The sequence below is a fragment of the Phytohabitans maris genome, assembly GCF_031085175.1.
GTDB lineage: Bacteria > Actinomycetota > Actinomycetes > Mycobacteriales > Micromonosporaceae > Phytohabitans > Phytohabitans maris.
This window is the reverse complement of the sequence record NZ_JAVHUY010000006.1, coordinates 39,348-58,785: the sequence shown is the minus strand read 5'-3', so window position 1 is coordinate 58,785 and position 19,438 is coordinate 39,348. Positions and strand designations below refer to the sequence as shown.

The 19,438-nt window shown below is 72.7% G+C and carries 17 protein-coding genes; 4 read left to right on the top strand and 13 right to left on the bottom strand.

Going from position 1 to position 19,438, the window contains the following annotated elements; translation table 11 throughout:
- Positions 1 to 62: 62 nt before the first annotated feature.
- The 4 genes from RB614_RS07805 to RB614_RS07790 form a co-directional block, all read right to left on the bottom strand.
- The gene (locus RB614_RS07805; RefSeq protein WP_308711702.1) at positions 63 to 2,009 is read right to left on the bottom strand and encodes a beta-galactosidase; all 1,947 of its coding nucleotides are present in this window, start codon (positions 2,007 to 2,009) and stop codon (positions 63 to 65) included.
- Between the two features lie 70 nt (positions 2,010 to 2,079).
- Positions 2,080 to 3,420 carry an ABC transporter substrate-binding protein gene (locus RB614_RS07800; protein ID WP_308711701.1) on the bottom strand — a complete coding sequence of 447 codons (1,341 nt, stop codon included), beginning with the start codon at positions 3,418 to 3,420 and terminating at the stop codon, positions 2,080 to 2,082.
- A 20-nt stretch (positions 3,421 to 3,440) separates the two neighbouring features.
- Positions 3,441 to 4,364, bottom strand: coding sequence for a carbohydrate ABC transporter permease (locus tag RB614_RS07795; protein WP_308711700.1), 924 nt, complete (start codon positions 4,362 to 4,364; stop codon positions 3,441 to 3,443).
- The gene (locus RB614_RS07790) at positions 4,361 to 5,335 is read right to left on the bottom strand and encodes a carbohydrate ABC transporter permease (RefSeq protein WP_308711699.1); all 975 of its coding nucleotides are present in this window, start codon (positions 5,333 to 5,335) and stop codon (positions 4,361 to 4,363) included. Before RB614_RS07790 ends, RB614_RS07795 begins: the two co-directional genes overlap by 4 nt.
- Positions 5,336 to 5,480: 145 nt before the next feature.
- On the opposite strand from RB614_RS07790, the gene RB614_RS07785 reads away from it, so the two are divergent.
- On the top strand, positions 5,481 to 6,518 hold the full coding sequence (locus RB614_RS07785) for a LacI family DNA-binding transcriptional regulator (protein ID WP_308711698.1): 1,038 nt from the start codon (positions 5,481 to 5,483) through the stop codon (positions 6,516 to 6,518).
- Positions 6,519 to 7,146: 628 nt separating this feature from the next.
- On the opposite strand, the gene RB614_RS07780 is transcribed toward RB614_RS07785, so the two are convergent.
- Complete coding sequence (locus tag RB614_RS07780; protein ID WP_308711697.1) at positions 7,147 to 7,737, bottom strand: TetR/AcrR family transcriptional regulator; 591 nt, start codon at positions 7,735 to 7,737, stop codon at positions 7,147 to 7,149.
- Positions 7,738 to 7,850: 113 nt separating this feature from the next.
- Here RB614_RS07780 and RB614_RS07775 point away from each other — a divergent pair, with 113 nt between their 5' ends.
- The 3 genes from RB614_RS07775 to RB614_RS07765 all read left to right on the top strand — a co-directional run bounded on the left by RB614_RS07775 (position 7,851) and on the right by RB614_RS07765 (position 10,988).
- On the top strand, positions 7,851 to 8,879 hold the full coding sequence (locus RB614_RS07775; protein WP_308711696.1) for an NAD-dependent epimerase/dehydratase family protein: 1,029 nt from the start codon (positions 7,851 to 7,853) through the stop codon (positions 8,877 to 8,879).
- A 30-nt stretch (positions 8,880 to 8,909) separates the two neighbouring features.
- Entirely contained in the window at positions 8,910 to 9,536 is a 627-nt protein-coding gene (locus RB614_RS07770; protein ID WP_308711695.1) for an NADPH-dependent F420 reductase, read from the top strand.
- Positions 9,537 to 9,716: 180 nt separating this feature from the next.
- Positions 9,717 to 10,988: an erythromycin esterase family protein gene (locus tag RB614_RS07765; RefSeq protein ID WP_308711694.1), complete on the top strand. Its 1,272-nt coding sequence runs from the start codon at positions 9,717 to 9,719 to the stop codon at positions 10,986 to 10,988.
- 61 nt (positions 10,989 to 11,049) lie between these two features.
- Here the strand turns inward: RB614_RS07765 and RB614_RS07760 are convergent, their stop codons facing one another.
- The 8 genes from RB614_RS07760 to RB614_RS07725 form a co-directional block, all read right to left on the bottom strand.
- A complete protein-coding gene (locus RB614_RS07760) occupies positions 11,050 to 11,535 on the bottom strand; it encodes a hypothetical protein (protein WP_308711693.1) in 486 nt (161 codons plus the stop codon).
- An 11-nt stretch (positions 11,536 to 11,546) separates the two neighbouring features.
- Complete coding sequence (locus RB614_RS07755) at positions 11,547 to 12,194, bottom strand: hypothetical protein (RefSeq protein WP_308711692.1); 648 nt, start codon at positions 12,192 to 12,194, stop codon at positions 11,547 to 11,549.
- A gap of 33 nt (positions 12,195 to 12,227) precedes the next feature.
- The gene (locus RB614_RS07750; protein WP_308711691.1) at positions 12,228 to 13,439 is read right to left on the bottom strand and encodes an MCE family protein; all 1,212 of its coding nucleotides are present in this window, start codon (positions 13,437 to 13,439) and stop codon (positions 12,228 to 12,230) included.
- A 2-nt stretch (positions 13,440 to 13,441) separates the two neighbouring features.
- The gene (locus tag RB614_RS07745; protein WP_308711690.1) at positions 13,442 to 14,857 is read right to left on the bottom strand and encodes an MCE family protein; all 1,416 of its coding nucleotides are present in this window, start codon (positions 14,855 to 14,857) and stop codon (positions 13,442 to 13,444) included.
- A complete protein-coding gene (locus tag RB614_RS07740) occupies positions 14,854 to 16,047 on the bottom strand; it encodes an MCE family protein (RefSeq protein ID WP_308711689.1) in 1,194 nt (397 codons plus the stop codon). Before RB614_RS07740 ends, RB614_RS07745 begins: the two co-directional genes overlap by 4 nt.
- Entirely contained in the window at positions 16,047 to 17,021 is a 975-nt protein-coding gene (locus RB614_RS07735) for an MCE family protein (protein WP_308711688.1), read from the bottom strand. Before RB614_RS07735 ends, RB614_RS07740 begins: the two co-directional genes overlap by 1 nt.
- On the bottom strand, positions 17,018 to 18,049 hold the full coding sequence (locus RB614_RS07730) for an MCE family protein (protein ID WP_308711687.1): 1,032 nt from the start codon (positions 18,047 to 18,049) through the stop codon (positions 17,018 to 17,020). Before RB614_RS07730 ends, RB614_RS07735 begins: the two co-directional genes overlap by 4 nt.
- A 76-nt stretch (positions 18,050 to 18,125) precedes the next feature.
- Positions 18,126 to 19,430, bottom strand: coding sequence for an MCE family protein (locus tag RB614_RS07725; protein WP_308711686.1), 1,305 nt, complete (start codon positions 19,428 to 19,430; stop codon positions 18,126 to 18,128).
- Positions 19,431 to 19,438 lie beyond the last annotated feature (8 nt).

Here is a 19,438-nt window from a genome sequence, read left to right as displayed (position 1 = left end):
GCGGGCCCCGCCGCCGCGCCAGGGCCCCGCGCCGGCCGGGCCACCCCGGAACGCCCCGTACGCTACACAGCCCGGACGGCGACGCCGCGCGGTGGGAGCACCTCGCCGCCGAGCAGCGGCTGGCCGGGCACGCCGGACAGCTCGACCGGTTCGTCGGTGCGGTTGACCAGAAACCAGTGGTTGCCCCGGATGGCGAGCTCGACCCGGCCGCGCAACGGCTCGGGCAGTTCACTGTGGACTCCGGCCGCGCCGGCGAGCTGGGCCAGCAGCGGGGCCAGGCCGGCCGGGCCGAGGCGGGTGGAGACGTAGCTCGCCGAGCCGGCGCCCACCGTGCGCCGGGTGACCGCCGGGCGGCCGGCGTACTCGCCGGTCTTGTACGCGGCGAGCACTTCCACGGCCGGGTCGGTGACGTCGAGCCGATCCGTCCACAGTGTACCGGTCGCGCCGGTGTCCAGTACCACGCTGTCGCCGTCGAGCAGCGGGCCGAACTCCTCGATCCGGATGCCGAGCAGCTCGCGCAGCGCGCCCGGGTAGCCGCCGAGCCACACGTGGTCGTTCTCGTCGACGATCCCGGAGAAGTACGTCGTCACGAGGTGGCCGCCGCCGGCCACGTACTGCGACAGCCGCCCGGCCAGCGGCGCCGGGACCACGTGCAGGATCGGCGCGACCGCCAGGTCGTACCCGTCGAGCGGGGCGGCGACCGGCAGCACGTCGGCGCGGATGCCGAGGGCGAGGAACGCCGAGTACCAGTCGAGCGCCTCCTGCCGGTAGCGCAGCCGCGAGCTCGGGTGCGAGTCGAGCTCGCTGGCCCACCACGACTCCCAGTCGAAGAGGATCGCGGCCCGGGCCGGCCGCCGCGGCACGCCCGCGACCGGGGCGAGTCCGGCCAGGGTACGCCCCAGATCGGCGGCCGACCGGAAGACCTCGCTCTCCTCGCCGGCGTGCGGCACCATCGCCGAGTGGTACTTCTCGGCGCCGGCGGCGGACTGCCGCCACTGGAAGAAGCAGACCGCGTCCGCCCCGTGCGCCACGTGCGTGAGCGAGTCGCGGGCCAGCTCACCCTCCCGCTTGGCGAGGTTGACCGGCTGCCAGTTGACCGCGCTGGTCGAGTGCTCCATCAGGTACCACGGCCGCCCGCCGGCGAGGTTGCCGGTGAGGTTGGCCGAGAACGAGAGCTCGTCCTGCCCCTGCGGCCCCGGCACCAGGTAGTGGTCGTTGGCGACGAAGTCCACTTCGGACGCCCAGTCGGCGTAGTTCATGCCGGCGGTCTCCCCCATCACCATGAAGTTCGTGGTGACCGGCACCTCGGGCGTGGCCGCGCGCAGGATCTCCCGCTCGGCGCGCAGGTGGTCGCGCAGCGCGTCGGAGGAGAAGCGCTTGAAGTCGAGCTGCTGCGTCGGGTTGGGGTACGAGGCGGCCTGCCGGGGCGGGAGCACCTGCGCGAAGTCGCCGTACCGCTGGGCCCAGAAAGCCGTGCCCCACGCGGCGTTGAGCCCTTCGACGGTGCCGTACCGGGCGCGGAGCCAGTCCCGGAACGCGTGGGCCGCGTCGTCCGAGTAGTCGTAGACGTTGTGGCAGCCGAGCTCGTTGTTGACGTGCCAGGCGGCCAGGGCCGGATGGTCGGCGTAGCGGCCGGCCAGCGCGCGCACCAGCCGCAGCGCGTGCGCCCGGAAGACCGGCGACGTGGGGCGCCAGTGCTGCCGCCCGCCGGGCCAGAGCGTGGCGCCGGTGCGGTCGACCGGCAGGATCTCCGGGTGCTTGCTGCTCAGCCACGGCGGCGGCGAGGCGGTCGCGGTGGCGAGGTCGACGGCGATCCCGTTGCGGTGCAACAGGTCCATGATGTCGTCGAGCCAGGCGAAGTCGTACTCCCCCTCGGCCGGCTCGATCCGGGCCCAGGAGAAGATGGCGAGCGAGACGATGTTGACCCCAGCGGCCCGCATCGCCCGCACGTCCTCGTCCCACACGTGCCGCGGCCACTGCTCGGGGTTGTAGTCGGCGCCGTACGCCATCCGGGGCTCGCCGCCGCCGGGCCACCGCAACCAGCGGCCCGGCGCCGTGACGGCGCCGGGCCACGTTGGTTCACTTGACACTGAATCCCTGGTCCGTTCCGTACTTGGCGCTGGCCTGCTGCCAGCTGTTCAGTCCATCCTGGAGCGTCGTGCCGGACACGTAGGCCTTGCCGACGGTGTCGTTGAAGATGCTGTTGGCGTACACCTGGAAGGGCAGGTACGACCAGCCGGTGACGACCTGCTCGGCCGACTTCGCGAAGATCTCGTTGGCCTTCTGGCCGCCGAAGTAGGGGAACTCCGTACTGAGGAACTTCTCCGACTTCAGCTCCGCCGTCGTGGCCGGGAAGGCGCCGCCGTCGAGCCGGGTCTGCACGCCCTCACCCGCGTTGGCGTACTTGACGAAGCCGTACGCGATCTCCTTGTTGCCGCCCTTGGCCGGCATGGCGAGCGAGCTTCCGCCGTTCTCCGCGCTGGCGTTTCCGCCGGCCTGCCACTGCGGCATCGGGGCGACCCGCCACTTGCCGGAGGCGCCGGGCACACCGGTGACGAAGTTGGCCGGCATCCACGCGCCGGTGGCCAGCGTGGCGATCGTGCCGTTGCCCAGCCCCTGGTACCACTGGTCGCTCCAGCCGGCGATCGGCGCGAGCAGCTTTTCGCTGATCAGCCGCTGCCACGTGGTGGCGAACTCCGTCGACCCGGCGTCGGCGAAGTCGATCGTCACGTTCGTACCGTCCACCTTGTACGGTTTGCCGCCGGCCTGCCAGATGAGGCTCGTGGTAAAGCCGGCGTCACCGGTGTCGCTGGTGATGTACGCCTTCGGGTCGGCCTGGTGCAGCTTGCGCGCCGCGTCCAGGTACTCGGCCCACGTGGTGGGCACCTTGATGCCGTGCTTGTCGAAGACCTCCTTGTTGTAGAAGAGGGCCATCGGGCCGGAGTCCATCGGCAGGCCGTAGACGCCGCCGGCGGTGTTCACCGACGCCCAGGGCCCCGGCGTGAACGTGCCGTCGAGGCCCTCCGCCCCGTACGCCTTCAGGTCGTCGACGGACTTGGCGAGCGCGAACTGCGGCAGCGCGTAGTACTCGATCTGCGCCACGTCCGGCACGCCGCTGCCGGCCGCGATCGCGTTCTGCAGCGCCGTGTACTGGTCGTTGCCGGTGCCGGCGTTGACCAGGTTGACCTTCACGTTCGGGTACTTCGCCTGGAACTTGGCGACGACGTCCTTGAGCGTCGGCTCCCAGGCCCAGACCGTGAGGTTGCCGCCCTTCTCCAGCGCGGCCTGCACGTCGGCCTCGGAGACGGTGGTGCCGCCGCTGCCGGAGCCGGAGCCCTCGTCGTCGCCGGAGCCGCAGGCGGCCAGGGCGAGCAGGGTGGCGGTGGCGAGAGCGGCTATCCGTAAGGTCTTTCTTCTCATGGGGGATCCCTTCGTGGGCGTTACTGCTTGACGCTGCCGGCGGCCAGGCCCGACCGCCAGTAGCGCTGCAGCAGCAGGAACGCGGCGAGCAGCGGGAGGATCGTGAGCAGCGAACCGGTGATGATGAGGTTGAAGACGGGTTCGCCACCGGCGGTCCCCGCCTGCTCGTTCCAGGAGTTGAGGCCGACCGTGAGCGGGTACCAGTCGGGGTTCTTCAGCATGATCAGCGGGAGGAAGTAGTTGTTCCAGGTGGCGACCATGCTGAACAGCAGCACGGTCACGATGCCGGGAGCGAGCAGCGGCAGGCAGATCCGGAAGAACGTGCCGAACTCGCCGGCCCCGTCGACCCGGGCCGCCTCGATCAGCTCGTCCGGGATCGCCTCCGCCGCGAACGTCCACATCAGATAGAGGCCGAACGGCGTGACGAGCGACGGGATGACGACCGACCACGGGGTGTTGGTCAGCCCGAGCCGGCTGAACATCAGGAACGTGGGCACCGCGAGGGCGGTACCCGGCACGGCGACCGCCCCGATGACGACCGCGAAGACCGCCCGCTTGCCGGGGAAGTCGAACTTGGCCAGGCCGTAGCCGCCGAGGACGGCCAGGAACGTGGCCCCGCCGGCACCGAGGACCACGTAGAGCAGCGTGTTGCCGAGCCAGCGCAGGAAGATGCCGTCGTCGTAGGTGAGCGTGTCGGCGATGTTGCCGAAGAGCGCGAAGTCGCCGTCGAACCACAGGCCGAACGAGTCGAAGAGCCCGGCCTGGGTCTTGGTGGAGTTGACGACCAGCCAGACCAGCGGGATCAGGCTGTACACGAGCACGATGCCGGTCAGGATCGTGAGCGTGAGGCTGCGCCGCCGCCCGCGCCGGGCTCTGGCCCGCACCGTGAGGCCGGCCTTGGCGGCCCCGGGTTGAGCCAGCGGAGCACGCACTGAGGTGGTCATCGACGGGACCTTCCGAGTAGGGCTGGAGGCCGCGGACGACCACGACGGCGCTCGACCCGGATTCCGGTTTGGCCCTCCCTCCGCATGCCGCGTAGCTGCACGACGTACGCGATCACCATCGTGACCACGGCCATCACGATCGCCACGGCGGCCGAGTAGTTGTACTGCTGGCCGGAGAAGGAGAGCGAGTACGCGTAGAGGTTGGGGGTGAAGTAGGTGGTGATCGCGTTGGGCGCGATGTCCTGCAGGATGCTCGGCTCGTTGAAGAGCTGGAAGCTGCCGATCACCGAGAAGATGGTGGCGATCACCAGGGCGCCGCGGATGGCCGGCAGCTTGATCGCCCGGATGATCCGAAACTGGCCGGCCCCGTCGATCTCGGCCGCCTCGTAGAGCGAGACCGGCACGACCCGCAGGGCCGAATAGAAGATCAACATGTTGTATCCGGCGAACTCCCAGGTCACGATGTTGCCGATCGAGGCGAGTACCAGGTCCGGGGAGAGCGGGTCGGGCAGCGTGACGCCGAGCGCGTCGTTGATGTTGCCGATCAGGCCGAAGCGGGTGCCGTACATGAAGCCCCACATCAGCGTGGCCACCACGGCCGGCACCGCGTACGGCAGGAAGATCGTGACCCGGAAGAAGCTCTTCCCGTACAGCCGGCCGCTGTCGATGGCGAGCGCGACCAGCAGCGCGAGGAACAGCATGATCGGCACCTGGACGGCGAGGAAGAGCGCCACCCGGCCGAGCGCCGACCAAAACTGGGAGTCCTGCAACGCCTGCGTGTAGTTGTCCAGCCCGACGAAGGAGTTGCCCCCGATGAGGCGGTTGCGAAACAGACTCAGGTAGATCGCGTACCCGATCGGGGCGAGGAAGACGAGCGCGAAGACCGCCAGGAACGGGCCGACGAAGCCCCAGCCCACCAGCGATCTGCGCCGCGCGACACCGCGCCCGGTAGCGACCCGCGCCACTGCCATGCCAACCCCATACGTCAGGTCTCGATGTTTGCGCAAACACGCCGCTAACGAGGGGTCAAGCCGGCAATGTTTACGCAAACATTACGCGGTGATAGTGTCACCGCCGTCAGGCGATCGTCAACCCCGACTCCCGGAGGCCCTGCCGGTGACGCAGCAGAAGCCACCGCCGCGCCAGCGACCCAAGCGCGGCGTCTCGATGGCCGATGTCGCGCGGCTGGCTGGCGTCTCCTCGCAGACCGTCTCCCGGGTCTCGACCGGCCACCCGGGCGTGGTCGGCTCCACCCGCGAGCAGGTGCTCGCCGCGATGAAGCAGCTCGGCTACCGGCCCAACAGCGCGGCCCGGGCGCTCAAGCGGGGCGAGTTCCGCACCATCGGGGTCACCCTCTTCACGCTGGCAACCACCGGCAACAGCCGCACCGTGGAGGCGATCGCCAGCCACGCCGCCGAGGAGGGGTACGCGATCACGCTGATCCCGGTCGCCTCCCCCACCCAGGACGGCCTGCTCGGGGCGTTCACCCGGCTCGGCGAGCTCGCCGTCGACGGGGTCATCGTGATCATGGAGGTGCACCTCCTCGACGCCGTGACCGTGACCCTGCCGCCCGGCGCCCAGGTCGTCGTGGTCGACTCGGACGCCGGCGACCGGTACACGGTGGTCGACACCGACCAGGCCGACGGCGCCCGGCAGGCCGTGCGGCACCTGCTCGACCTCGGCCACCGCACGGTCTGGCACCTGACCGGGCCGGCCGGGTCCTTCGCCAGCCAGCGCCGCGCCGACGCGTGGCGGGCCATCCTGACCGAGGCCGGGCGGCCCGTCCCGGAGGTGCGGCACGGCGACTGGTCCGCCGAGTCGGGATACCACGCCGGGCTGGAGCTGGCCGCCGACCCGGAGTGCACCGCGGTCTTCGCCGCCAACGACCAGATGGCGCTCGGCCTACTCCGCGCGTTTCACGAGCGGGGCCGGCGGGTGCCCGACGACGTCAGCGTCGTGGGCTTCGACGACATCCCGGACGCGGCCTCGTTCATCCCGCCCCTGACCACCGTCCACCAGGACTTCGCCGCGGTGGGGCGGCTCTGCGTGCAGGCGGTCCTGCGCCAGATCCGCCACCAGACCACCGAGCCGGGCACGACGCTCGTGCCCACCCGCCTGGTGGTCCGGGCGAGCACCGCTCCGCCCCGCCCCTGACCCGCCGCAGACGACCCCGCCGCGCTCCCCGCCCGCAGACGATCTGAGTCAGGGTGATGGGCTCTGGGGAGGGGGGGTGCGGCACGTCCCGGCGTTTCTACCGACGGGATTTGCCCCCGCCCGCGCCAGCTGCGGGCCGTTTGCTCCCGCGGGCACCGCTACGGCCGGCGGCTCGCTGGCGCTCGCCGAAATCCCCGGCCTCCGCTGCCGGCTCCACGCCCCAAGCCCAGCCCAGGCGCGAGGTCCGCGCTGACGTCGCGGTCACCGCCCACGGGGAAGCTGCACGAGCCGCACGCACAAACGGGGCAGCTCCAGAGCCTCCCGCACACACATCCGCCCGCCCGGCGGCGCGGTGGTGAAGTGTCATAACCCCAAGACCGCTCACGGCTCCCCGCAGGGGCCGGGGTAAGACCGCCGACCGCGCAGAGTGAGGCCGCGGGAGCAACGGTCCGGACCACCACGGACATCGCGGTAGCCCAAATCTCTTTCGGGGTTGGATCCGGGCGGGTCCGCGACCAGCGGTACTCCAGATACCTTATGAGGGCGCCATAACGTACTTCCAGTACCGCTGGTGCTCGTCGTGCGCGCGGCGCGGGTGCGCGGGACCACGACGGACGAGCCGTGGCGCTCAGTCCTTGTGTTGAAAGGGTTTCGAGAGGAGTTGCGCGAAGACGGGCTCCAGGAGCTTTCGGAGCACCTCGGGGTCGGCCCCGGCCAGGGCGGGCAGGCCGATCATCTGGCGCATGACCTGCATGCCGGCCACGATCGCGAGCAGCACGCCGGCCCGCTCGGCGGCCAGGTCGCCGGGCAGGGCGGCGGTCAGCGTGCGGTGGTAGTGCCGCTCGATCTCCTCCCGGCCGATATCGGCGGCGCGCTCGCTCGACGCCGAGTACAGCATGATGAGGAAGCCGTCGAGCGGCGTGTCGCCGGCCTTGGTGATGTCGACGAGGATCGCGGCCATGCGGGCGGCGAGGTCGGCCGCGTCGAGGTTTTCCGGCGTGAGGATGCTCGGCCCGGCCATGACGTCGGCGATCACCGCCGCGAAGAGCCGCTCCTTCGAGCCGAAGTAGCGGTTGACCATCATCGCCGTCACGCCCGCGCCCTCGGCGATCTCCCGCACGCCCGCACCGTCGTAGCCGCTGCGCGCGAACGCCCGCCGCGCCGAGGCCAGGATCGCCGAACGCGTGGCCGCCGCGTCCCGCTTGCGCCCCGCTGCCATCCGCCCTCCAAGTCTACGCTTGTAGACATCACATCGTACCCGCGCTAGTCTACAGCTGTATACCTAGCCGCCGCCGGTGCGCGGTCGGCCCGCACAACTGAGTGAGGCGTGAGATGACCGAAACTGTGCTGGTCACGGGCGGGACCGGGTTCGTGGCGGGGTGGTGCGTGGCCGGACTGCTCGACCGCGGATACGCGGTCCGGACGACGATCCGCGACCCGGCCAAGGAGTCCGCCGTCCGCGCGGCGGCCGGTGGCCGGGAGGGGCTGTCGTTCGCCGTGGCCGACCTCACCCGCCACGAGGACTGGGACGCGGCGGTGGCCGGCTGCGACTACGTGCTGCACGTCGCCTCCCCGCTGGGCGGCGACGGCCGCGGCACCGACGAGTCCCTGGTCGCCCCGGCCCGCGACGGCGCCCTGCGGGTACTGGCCGCCGCCGCGCGCGCTGGCGTGAAGCGGGTGGTCATGACCTCCTCGACCGCGGCGGCGACTCCCTCGGACGGGCGCGGCGTGAGCGACGAGACGGTGTGGACCGACCCGACCGGCCCGGGCCTCACCCCGTACCGCCGCTCCAAGCTCCTCGCCGAGCGCGCGGCCTGGGACTTCATGGCCGCCCAGGCCGGCGCGGGCGGCACCACGCTGACCACGATCCTGCCGGTCGCGATCTTCGGCCCGGTGCTGTCCCGGGGCAACGCGAGCTCGGTCGACATCGTGGGCCGGCTGCTGGCCGGCCGCCCGCCGCTGCTGCCCCGCTTCGGCTTCACCATCGTCGACGTACGCGACCTCGCCGACCTCCACATCCGCGCGATGACCGCCCCCGAGGCGGCCGGTGAACGCTTCATCGCCGGCGGCGAGTTCATGTGGCTGGCCGACATCGCCCGCACCCTCCGCGAGCATCTCGGCGACCGCGCGGGCAAGGTCCCGGGACGAGGGGTACCCGACGGGGTCGTGCGCGCCCTGGCCCGGTTCGTGCCGGACCTCCGCGCGCTGACCCCGCTGCTCGGGCGGCAGCTGACGTTCAGCGGTGCCAAGGCCCAGCGCATGCTCGGCTTCACGCCTCGGCCGGCCACGGCGACGATCGTGGACTGCGCGGAGAGCCTGCTGCCCGCGCGGAGTCTGATCGATCACACGCCGGCACGGTAGGCGCGGCGGGCCCGGGGAACCCATACCGGTATGAAGATCGGAATCATCGGCTCCGGCAACATCGGCGGCACCCTCACCCGCCGCCTCCAGGCCCTCGGCCACCAGGTCACGGTCGGTAACTCGCACGGCCCCGAGACGCTCGCCCCGCTCGCGGCGGAGACCGGCGCCACCGCCGCCACCGCCCGGCAGGCGGCCGAGTCCGGCGATCTGGTGATGATCGCGACGCCGGTACGGGCGGTCCCGGACCTGCCAGCCGAGGCCATGCGCGGCAAGGTGGTCATCGACGCCAACAACTACTACCCGCAGCGCGACGGCCAGATCGGCCCGCTGGTCGGCAAGACGGCGACGTCGAGCGGCTGGACCGCCGAGCACCTGCCGGGCGCGACCGTGGTGAAGGCGTTCAACACGATCCGGGCCGGCCACCTGCTGGCCGACGGCCGCCCGGCCGGCGACCCGGCCCGCATCGCGCTCCCGGTCGCCTCCGACGACGCCAACGCCAAGCGGACGGTGATGGGGCTGGTCGAGGAGCTCGGCTTCGACCCGATCGACGGCGGCGGCCTCGACGACAGCTGGCGGCAGCAGCCCGGCTCACCCGTGTACACGACGGACCTCGACGCGGCCGGCGTGCGCGACGGCCTCGCCTCCGCTCAGCGCTAGGCCCTGGCCACCAACTTTGCCGGCTTCGCCGGCGCCGGGTGACCGGCGCCGGTCACCCGGTGAACGTTGGTGGCCACCGCGCTAGCGGGCGGGTCCACGGGGCGGTCTCGAAATTGCCGTGCGCGGCCCCGCGCCGGGCGGTTGACTTGTCGGCACGTCCACCCGGGAGGCATCGAGGACATGTCCGAACCAACCGCTGGCGCCGGCGCGTTCGTGGACTGGCTGCGCGACAACGTCGTACACCTGGACACGCTCGACCCCGACGGCCCGCTCGACGACCTCGAGCCGTTGCGGGACGTCGTCGGCGCCGCCCGGGTCGTCGCCATCGGCGAAAACGCGCACTTCATCCGCGAGTTCACCCAGGCCCGCCAGCGGATCCTGCGCTTCCTGGTCGAGCGCTGCGGCTTCACCGCCTTCGCGTTCGAGTTCGGCTTCAGCGAGGGGTTCGCGCTCGACCGGTGGGTACGGGACGGCGCCGGCGTCGACCTCGCGACCGTGAGCGAGGCGGCGGCCGCCTGGGGCGCCGGCGACCTGCTGCGGCACCTGCGCGGGCTCACCACCGGCTCGGGCCGGCCGGTCCGCTTCGTCGGGATCGACATCCCCGAGGCCGGCGGCTCGCTGCTGCCCGCGCTGCAACCGGTCGCCGAGTATCTGCGGGACGTCGACGCCGACGCGCTCCCGGCGCTCGATGCCGCCATCGCCACGGCGGAGAAGTTCGCCGGCAAGTCGGGCGCCTCGGCCGCCCCCGCCTGGGCGGGGCTGGCGACCGCCGAGCAGGACGCGCTCACCGCGGCGCTGGCCCGGCTGCTGCTGCGGTTTCGCGGGCTGCGGCCGCTCTACGTCGAACGCGGCGGCCAGCACGACTACGACGTGGCGCTGCGCCGCCTCGAAGCGGCCGGGCACGCCGACTACATGCTGCGCGCGATGAACGGGCTCTTCACCGGGACCGGCCTGCCCGGCGACATGTCCGTGCGCGACCGGTTCATGGCCGACTCGGTGCGCTGGCACCTGGAGCACGGCGACCCGGAGACCCGGATCGTGCTCGCCGCGCACAACAACCACATCCAGCGCGCCCCCGTCTCGTACGGCGGCGTGCTGACCACGCTCCCCATGGGCCTGCACCTCGACCGGGCGCTCGGCGGGGCGTACCTGCCGATCGCGGTCACCAGCACCGCCGACCGCACCGCCGAGATGCGGCTGGACAGCTCCGCGCCGGCCGGGTTCGCCGTGGTCGACGCGGCGCTCCCGCCGCCGGAGCCGGGCAGCGTGGAAGCGGCCGCGCTCGCCGCCGAGGTGCGGCTCGGCCTCGTCGACCTGAGGCGGGCACCGGCGGCGGTCGAAGGGCTGGACCGCATCCGGAGCCAGAGCGACTACATGCGAACACCGCTCGCCGAGGCGTTCGACGCCGTGGTGGTGGTCCCGACCGCCACGCTTGCCGTGCCCTCCCTGTGATCGAAGCTCCCGTCACGTCGTTCTAGCGACGTGAGGGGAGCTTTGATCACCCCTGAGGACTCTAGATGGCGGCGGCCTTGGCGACCTTCCACTCGCCGTCGACGGCGACCATCGTGAGCACGACGCGGTTCTGGTCGACCTTTTCGCCGGCGGTGTTGACGTTGCGCCGGTACTGGTTGAGGTAGAGCAGCAGCTCGACCTCGTCGCCGGCGGCCTCGACGACGCCCGTCGCGGAGACCTCGGCCACCACCACGGCCTGCTCCTTCACCGCGGTCTCCTTGAGCGCGGCCGTGGTCTGGGCGTACTCGTCGGCGAAGCCGCCGGTGACGAAGAGCCGCCCGTTGGCGACGCTCGTGTCGAAGGTGCGGTAGTCGTACGAGAAGATGGCCTTGGCGGCCGGCGCGGCGGCGGCGAGTGACTGCCGTACGGCGGTCTCGCGCTGGTCGGCCCGGAAGTGGCTCCACCAGGAGGCGCCGGCGACACCGGCGGCCAGCGCGGCCGCGACGGCGAGCGCGGGGAGCGTACCGACCTTGTGGAAGAGTCTCATGTGGACCACTCCTATCCCACGAACTGGAGCCGGGAGACGAGCCAGGCGTCGCCGTCGCGGGTCACGTCCACCTGGATCCGGTAGTGCGAGGGCCGGCCGTCGGGCGCCTTGACGTTCTTGACGGTGGCGTCGACCGCGACCAGGACCACGGCCGAGCGGCGGTCGCCGGAGATCAGGCCGGCGCGGAGGACGGTGCCGGTGGACTCCACCTTGTTTTCGACGATCGCGGCGCGCACCTGGGCCTGCCCGCGCACGAACTCGTCCTTGAACTCCCCGGTCGCGCCGGCCACGATCCGCTGCAGGTCGCGGTCCACACTGGACGCGCTGACCGAGACGAAGTTGACGGCGGTCTGCCGGGCGGCGGCGAGCGCGGCCTCGTGCGCCCGGTCCAGCGCGCGGTCGCCGTACCAGCGGTAGCCGCCCAGGACGGCGGCGACGAGGGCGAGCGCCAGGACCCCGCAGGCGAGCAGGACGCTCCACCGTGGACGGCGGCGGCGTGCCGGTGGGGTATCGAGCACCGGCTCCTCGTCCAGGCGGCCGAGCAGCTCGACCGGATCCTCCTCGGTACGAGGTATCCGGCGCACGACCGCGCGGCGGCGGGTCACCGTGCCACCGCTCCCCTTCACCAGCTTGAGCGTGCGCTCTTCGCGCGTTGGCATGAGACGCCTCCCTGACGAGACTGACGGGAATGGCTATGGAGCCAGGCCAGCAAGGAGCAGCTGTTTCCAGGACTGGTCGCCGGCGAGCCGCCCCTGGCCGCCGGTCGCGCCGAAGCGCAACGGGCTGCCGTCCGCGGCGGTGACGAGGCCGGTCGCGGGGTCGTAGCCGGCCGGCGGAGCGGGGTCGCCGCCGCCGGGACGGGGTGCGTTGGCGGTGCTGCGCACACCCGACCCGCGCGCCCGGCCGTTCGGGGCGCACGTGGTGGACGTGCCGTACTTGCAGGACGGCGGGTCGTCGAGGTTGACCACCAGTCCGAGGTGGGCGGTGCCGTCGCCGGGCGTGACCGTGAAGCCGCCGGCCACCACGAGCGGGTACACGACTAGGATCTGCTCGATGCCGGGCAGGCGGCGGGCGGCGACACCGCCCGTGGAGACCAGGTTGCCGAGCAGCGTGCCGATCGTCGGCTCGAGGTCGCGCAGCAGCGTGACCAGCTCGGCGGCGGCCGGCGGGGTGACCGCGAGCAGCCGCCGCAGATCGGCGTCCGACCCGCGCAGGGTGGCCGAGAGCTTGGCCAGCCCGTCGGCCCACTCGCGGATCGCACTGGCCGACTCGGCCTGGGTGGTGAGGACCGTGCGCCCGTCCCGGATCAGCGCGACCGTCTCCGGCAGGCTCGCGGTCGCGTCGGTCAGCAGCGCGTCGCTGGCGTCGAGGATCGTACGCAGCGCGGTCTCGTTTCCCTCGAACGCGGTGCCGAGCTCGTCGATGACCACGGCGAGGTCGTCCGGGTCGACCGAGCGGACCAGCGCGTCGAGGTTGGCCAGCAACGTCTCGGCGGCGACCGGGGTGCCGGTGCGGTCCCGCGGGATGACTGAGCCGTCAGTCAGGTACGGGCCGCCCTCCCGCTCCGGGCGCAGGTCGAGGTACTGCTCGCCGACCGCCGAGCGCTGGGTCACCACGGCCCGGAGCGCGGCCGGCACCCGCACGTCGCCGCCGAGCCGCAGCTCCACGCGTACGCCGTCGCCGTGCAGCCGCACCGCGGTCACCCGGCCGGCCGGCGAGCCGCGGTAGGTGACCGGGGCGTTCGGGAAGATGCCGCCGGCGTCGGCGAAGTCGGCCTGCACCAGGTATCCGCGGCCGAGCAGCCGGTCGCCGAGGCCGACGTAGCGGACCGCGACGTAGGCGATGCCGAGCACGCTCACCACGAGGAACGCGATGACCTGAAGCTTGGTACTCGTCCTGACCATGGCTAGCCACCCCCGGGAGACGCGCCGGAGCCGGTGATGCCGCCGAGCAGGTCGCCGACGCCGCCGATGATCCCGTCGACCGCGCCGGTGACCGGGGCGAGCAGGCACTGCACGGTCAGGATCGTGCCCGCGGCGAGGCGGGTGCCGGCCGGGAAGACCGTGCCCTGGGGCAGCAACCCGTTCGCCGGTACGACGAGCGCGCCGAGCGGTATCGGCGAACCGGGCTTGAGCAGCTTGCACCCCTCCGGCAGCTCGCACTCCTCGGGCGGCACCCACTGCGGCGGCAGGATCCCGTCCAGCGGCAGGCAGAGCGGCGGGAGCTGCCCGGGAAGCGCCGGCTTGGCCCCGGGCTTCGGCGACGGCGTACCCGGTGAATCGCCGCCGCGCGACGGCGCGGGTGGGGCCGACGGCGCCCGCGGGGCACGGGGGGCGGCCGCCACCAGGTTGGCGAGGATCGTCGCGGCGTCGAGGTCGGCGGTGATGGAGAGGTTGACGAAGTCGCCGACGATCGCGCCGGTGACGTTCGGCGGGAACGGGTAGGAGAGCATGAAGTCCAGCGACTTCGGTAGGGCGTCGCCGGCCTCGGCGAGCTGGTCGAGGATCGGCTGGAGCGCGCGGAGGCTGGCCACGGTGTCGTCCTTGCTCGCCCGGACCACGCGGCTGCCGACCTTGCCCAGCTCGCCCAGCGCGTTCAGCGCGGCGGTGAGCTGCTCGCGCTGCTCGGCCAGCACGGTGATGCCGGGCCCGAGCGCATCGAGCGCGCCGCCGATGACCGCCTTCTGCCGGTTGAGGCGGCCGGTGAGCCGGTCCAGCGCCTCGATCGCGCGGACCAGGTCGGCCTTCTGCTCGTCCAGGCCGCCGACGAACGCGTCGAGCTGCCGCAGCGCGTCCTTCGCCTCCGCCTCGCGGCCGTCGAGCGCGGTGCCCAGCTCCTCGTTGATGGTCTTGAGCTGGGCCAGTCCGCCGCCGTTGAGCAGCAGGCCGAGCGCGACGAGCACCTCCTCGACCTCGGCGCCCCGCTTCGTGCGTACCAGCGGGATCGTGGCGCCGTCGGCGAGCGTGCCGCGCGCCGCCTCGGTGGCCGGCGCGGAGACCGCGACGAACTTCTCCCCCAGCAGGCTGGTCTGGCGGACGGCGGCCGTGGCGTTGGCCGGGAGGCGCACGTCGCGGTCGATGCGCAGCCGCACCTTGGCGGTCCAGCCGTGCAGCGAGATCTCCTCGACGGTCCCGACGGTGACGTCGTCGACCTTCACGGCCGCCCGCTCGACCAGGTCGAGCACGTCGGCGAACTCGGCGGTCACGCGGTAACTGGGGCCGGAGGGCGCGCCGCCCGGCAGCGGCAGGTCGGCGAGGTCGGGCAGCCCGCACCCGCCGGCCAGCAGGACCAGCGCGAGCGCCGCGGGGGTCAGCCTTTTCACTCGGTACCTCGCAGGATCCCGCCGAGCGTCCGGTCTACTGTGGAGGGCGGCTCGGGTGTCTCCGGCGCGGGTGCCGGCGCGGGCTTGGCCGGCGGCGCCGCGGGTGGGAGCTTGAGCAGCTTGCGAAGCTGGTCGGTCATGGGCAGCTTCTTCGCCTGGAGGGTCTGCGCGAGCGCGAAGCACTTTCGCGACACCTTCGCCGCCGGCAGCAGGTCGACCATCAGCGAGCAGACGAAGCTCGCCGGGTCGTACGGGCCGAGCACGTTGTCCCGGGTGTCCAGCGTGCCGGAGCGCGGGTTGTACGCGAGGTTGAGGTTGGAGAGCGCGAGCGGCGTCACGTCGAGGATCTCGATCAGTGAGCGCTGCTGCCGCACCAGGATGCCGGTGACGTCGGTCAGCGCGTCCACATTGGACGTCAGGGCGGCCCGGTTCTGGTTGACGAACGTGGTCACGTCGGCCAGCGCGGTGGCCAGGTTGCGCAGCGCGGCGGCCAGCTCGTCGCGCTCGCCGGCGAGCTGCCGCGCCACCCCGGCGAGCTGGACGTTGAACGAGCGCACCTGCTGGTCGCTGCGGGCCAGCGCGGTGGTGAACTCCTGGAGGTTGCCGACCGTGCCGAAGAGGTCCTGCCGCCCGTCGGCGAGCGTGTCGAGGGCGCGGGAGAGCCCGTCGAGCGTCTCGCCCAGCGCGGCGCCGTTGCCCTCCAGGTTGGCCCGGCCCACGGCGATCAGGTCGCTGAGCGCACCGTCCTTGTTGGCGCCCTGCGGGCCGAGCGCCCGGTTGAACTCGTCCAGCGCCCGGTAGATGTCGTCGATCTCCATCGGCGCGGCGGTGCGCTCGACCGGCAGCTCGGCGCCGTCGGCGAGGGCCGGCCCGCCGCCGTACGCGGGGGTGAGCTGGACGTACCGGTCGCTGACCACGCTGGGCGGGACGATGACGGCCTGGGCGCCCGCCGGCACCGGCCAGTCACGGTCGTAGCGCATCTCCACCCGCACCGTGCGCCCCTGCGGCTCCACGGCGACCACGCGCCCGATGCGGACACCGAGCACGCGCACGTCCGAGCCGGGGTGCACGCCGACCACGCGGGCGAAGTGCGCCACGACCCGCCGCTCCGGCTCGTCGCGCACGACCGCGCAGGCGGCCACGGCGACCACTGTGGACACCGCGAGCGCGACCGGAATACGCCACCGCATCAGCCACCCCCGACCGACGGCTGGTACGGCTGGAGCAATCCCCGGACGTACGTGTCGAACCAGCGGCCGTTGCCCACCACGTTGGCGAACGCGTTGACGAACGGCGCCATCCCCTCGATGGTCTCGGTGAGGTTGTCCCGGTTGCGCTGCAGGATCCCCACCACGCCGCGCAGCTGGTCGAGCGCCGGCTTGAGCTGCTCGCGGTTGTCGGCGACCAGGCCGGAGAGCTCCTGGGCGAGCTGGTTGGTGCCGACGAGCAGCTCGTGGATGGCGTCCCGGCGGCGGCTGACCTCGCGCAGCAGCGCGTCTCCGTCGGCGACGAGCTTGCGAAACTCCTCGTCCCGCTCGGCCAGTACGGCGGTGACGGTGCGGGCCCGGCCGAGCAGCTCGCGCAGTTCGGCGTCGCGGCTGGCGACCGTCCGGGAGAGCCGGGAGAGGCCGTCGAGGGACGCCTCCACACTGGACGGTGTGTCGGCGAACGTCCGGGCAAGCGTGGTGAACGCCGCGCCGAGCTGCTCCGAGTCGATCTCGTCGACGGTCTCGCCGAGCCCGGACACCGCCTGGATCACGTCGAACGGTGACGCCGTGCGGTCGAGCGGGATCTCCCCGTCCTCGGGGAGCGTGCCCTGCCCGGACGGCGCCAGCGCGAGGTACTTCTGGCCCAGCACGGTCTTGATGCGGATCGTCGCGCCGGTCCGCTCGCCGAGGTGCACGCTCTCGTCGTTCAGCCGGAAGTGGACCCGCACGTACGGGCCGCCGGGGCCGCGCGCCAGGCCGACCTCGGTCACCTTGCCGACCCGTACGCCGGCGACCCGCACCTCGTTGCCGGGGGCCAGGCCGCTCGCGTCCCGGAACGCCGCCCGGTAGGCCGGGTCGCCGATCGACGTGATGCCGTCGAGCCGGAACGCGGCGAGCACGAGCAGCGCCAGGACGGCGAGGCTGACCGCACCGGTGATCCGGGGGTGCCGCTTCATCGGGCACCTCCCGACGTGTCGCAGCGGGCCGCGGGCGAGTCGACGCCGGCCGGGGTGACCGCGCCGGCGCCGGGCAGCGTGACCCGGCCGTCGAAGTCGCAGAGGAAGAAGTTGAGCCACGAGCCGTACGAGGCGACCCGGGTCAGCGACTCGTACCGGCCAGGCAGCGTGCCGAGCGTACGGTCGATGACGTCCTCGTTGCGGTTGAGCGTGCCGGCCACCTGCTCCAGCGCGGCGACGTCGGCCTTGATGGCCGGGCGGGCTTCGGTCAGCAGGTCGGCGGTGGCGCCGGTCAGCTCGCCGAGGTTGGCGACCGCCTCGCCGATCGCCAGCCGGTCGGCGGAGAGCCCGCTGACGAAGCTTTGCAACTGGGTGATGGTGGTGTCGAGGCTCTCGTCGCGATCGGCCAGTGTGGACAGCACGCCGTTGAGGTTGGTGACCACACGGCCGATGACCTCGTCGCGGTCGGCGAGCGTGTTGGTGAGGGAGGCGGTGCGCCGCAGCAGGCTGGTCACCGTCGGCCCTTCGCCCTGTAGCACCTGGATGATCTCGTACGCCAGCTTGTTGACGTCGTTTGGCGTGAGCGCGGTGAAGAGCGGCCGGAACCCGTTGAACAGCACGGTCAGGTCGAGCGCGGGCGTGGTCTGGGCGAGCGGGATCAGCCCCCCGGCGGGCAGCGGCCGGCCGTCGCCGGGGCCCTCGGCGAGCGCGATGTACCGCTGGCCGACCAGGTTGCGGTAGCGGATCTTCGCCCGGGTGCCGGCGCCGAGCGGGATGTCGCCGTCCACTGTGAACTCGACCTCGGCCGTCGTGTTGTCGGCGACCCGGATGCCCTCCACCTGGCCCACGCGTACGCCGGCGATCCGCACGTCGTCCCCTTCGAGCAGGCCGGTGACGTCGGTGAAGCGGGCCCGGTAGGTGGTGCCGCCGCCGGTGAGCGAGCCGAGCGTCTGCGCCAGCATCGCGGTCAGCAGCACGGTCACCGCCGCGAACGCGACGAGCTTGAGCAGGGGCGCTCGGACGCTCATGGCCGTCCTCGCTTCGCTGCGGGCGGCCACGAGGCTTTAAACACACTGTGCCCGATGATTCGCTCGCTCCGCTCCCTCATGGGGTGTTCACCACCGCTCCACGCAGCAGCGGGCCCCACAGGAGCACCGCGATGTCGGGCACCTCGACCGGCAGCAGGCCGGTGACCGCGCTGATGATCGGCTTGATCAGGTCACGCTCCTCGGCGGTGCCGGCCGAGCCCATGTCGGTCGGCGCGTCCGGGGGCCGGGAGCCGGCCGCCGCGGGCGTCGTGGAGGGAAGGCCGATCGGCAGCTTCGGGGTGGTGCGGTCGGCGCCGTAGTCATAGCCGTCGTTGATCGCGTGGCCGGGTGCGGGCACCTTCGGGTTGGGCAGCCCGTAGCACTGTGGACCGTTGCCCGCCCCGTACACCGGCTCGTCCCGGCCCGGCTCGTACTTGCCGCCGTCCTTGGTGATCTCCAGCGTGATGTGGAACTTCCCGCCCTCGAACGACTCCTCGACGCGCGGCTGGAGCGCGACGAGCCCGCGCATCAGGCAGGGGTACTCCGGCGCGTAGGCGGCCAGCAGCTCCAGCACCGGCCGGCCCACGTCGCCGAGCCGGATGAGCTGGTCGTCGTGGCGGTCCAGGAAGAGCCGGGTGGTGTCGGCGGCCCCGGTGGTGCTGGCCAGGAAGGCGGAGAGCTCGGCCCGCTGGTCGACCACCGTACCCGCGGTGACCGTGACGTCGCGCAGGATCGAAAGCAGGTCCGGCAGCGCCGCGTCGTACGCCCCGACCACTGTGGACAGCATGCGCACGTCGTCGGCGATGACCGGCATCTCCTGGTTGAGCCGGGCCAGGTAGTCGCTCGTGAGCACCAGGTCGCGGCCGAGCCGCTCGCCGCGCCCGTCGAGCGCGGCGGCGAGCGCGCCGAGCACCGCGGCGAGCCGGTCCGGGCGGATCGACTGGAGCAGCGGCAGCGCCTCGTCGAGCACCCGTTCCAGCTCGACGCCGTTTTGGCTGCGGTCCTGGGTGATGACCGCGCCGTCGCGGATCGGCTGGCCGGCCGCGCCGGGCGGGGCGACCAGCGCCACGTACCGCTCGCCGAAGAGCGTCTTGGGCAGCAGCCGCGCGGTCACCGCGGCCGGCACCCGGCGGGCCAGGTGCGGGTCGAGCGCCAGCCGCAGCCGGGCTCCCCCGCCCTCGCTCTCGACCGAGCGCACGTCGCCGACGACCACGCCGCGCAGCTTGACGTCGGCGCCCGGCGACAGCTGCATGCCGGCCCGCTCGGCGTCGAGCGTGACCCAGGTGACCGGGGTGAACGCCTTGCGGTACTGGAGCACCGACGCGCCGAGCGCGGCCACGAGGACCAGCACGAACGCGATGCCGAGGACACGGTGTCTCATGTGGATGC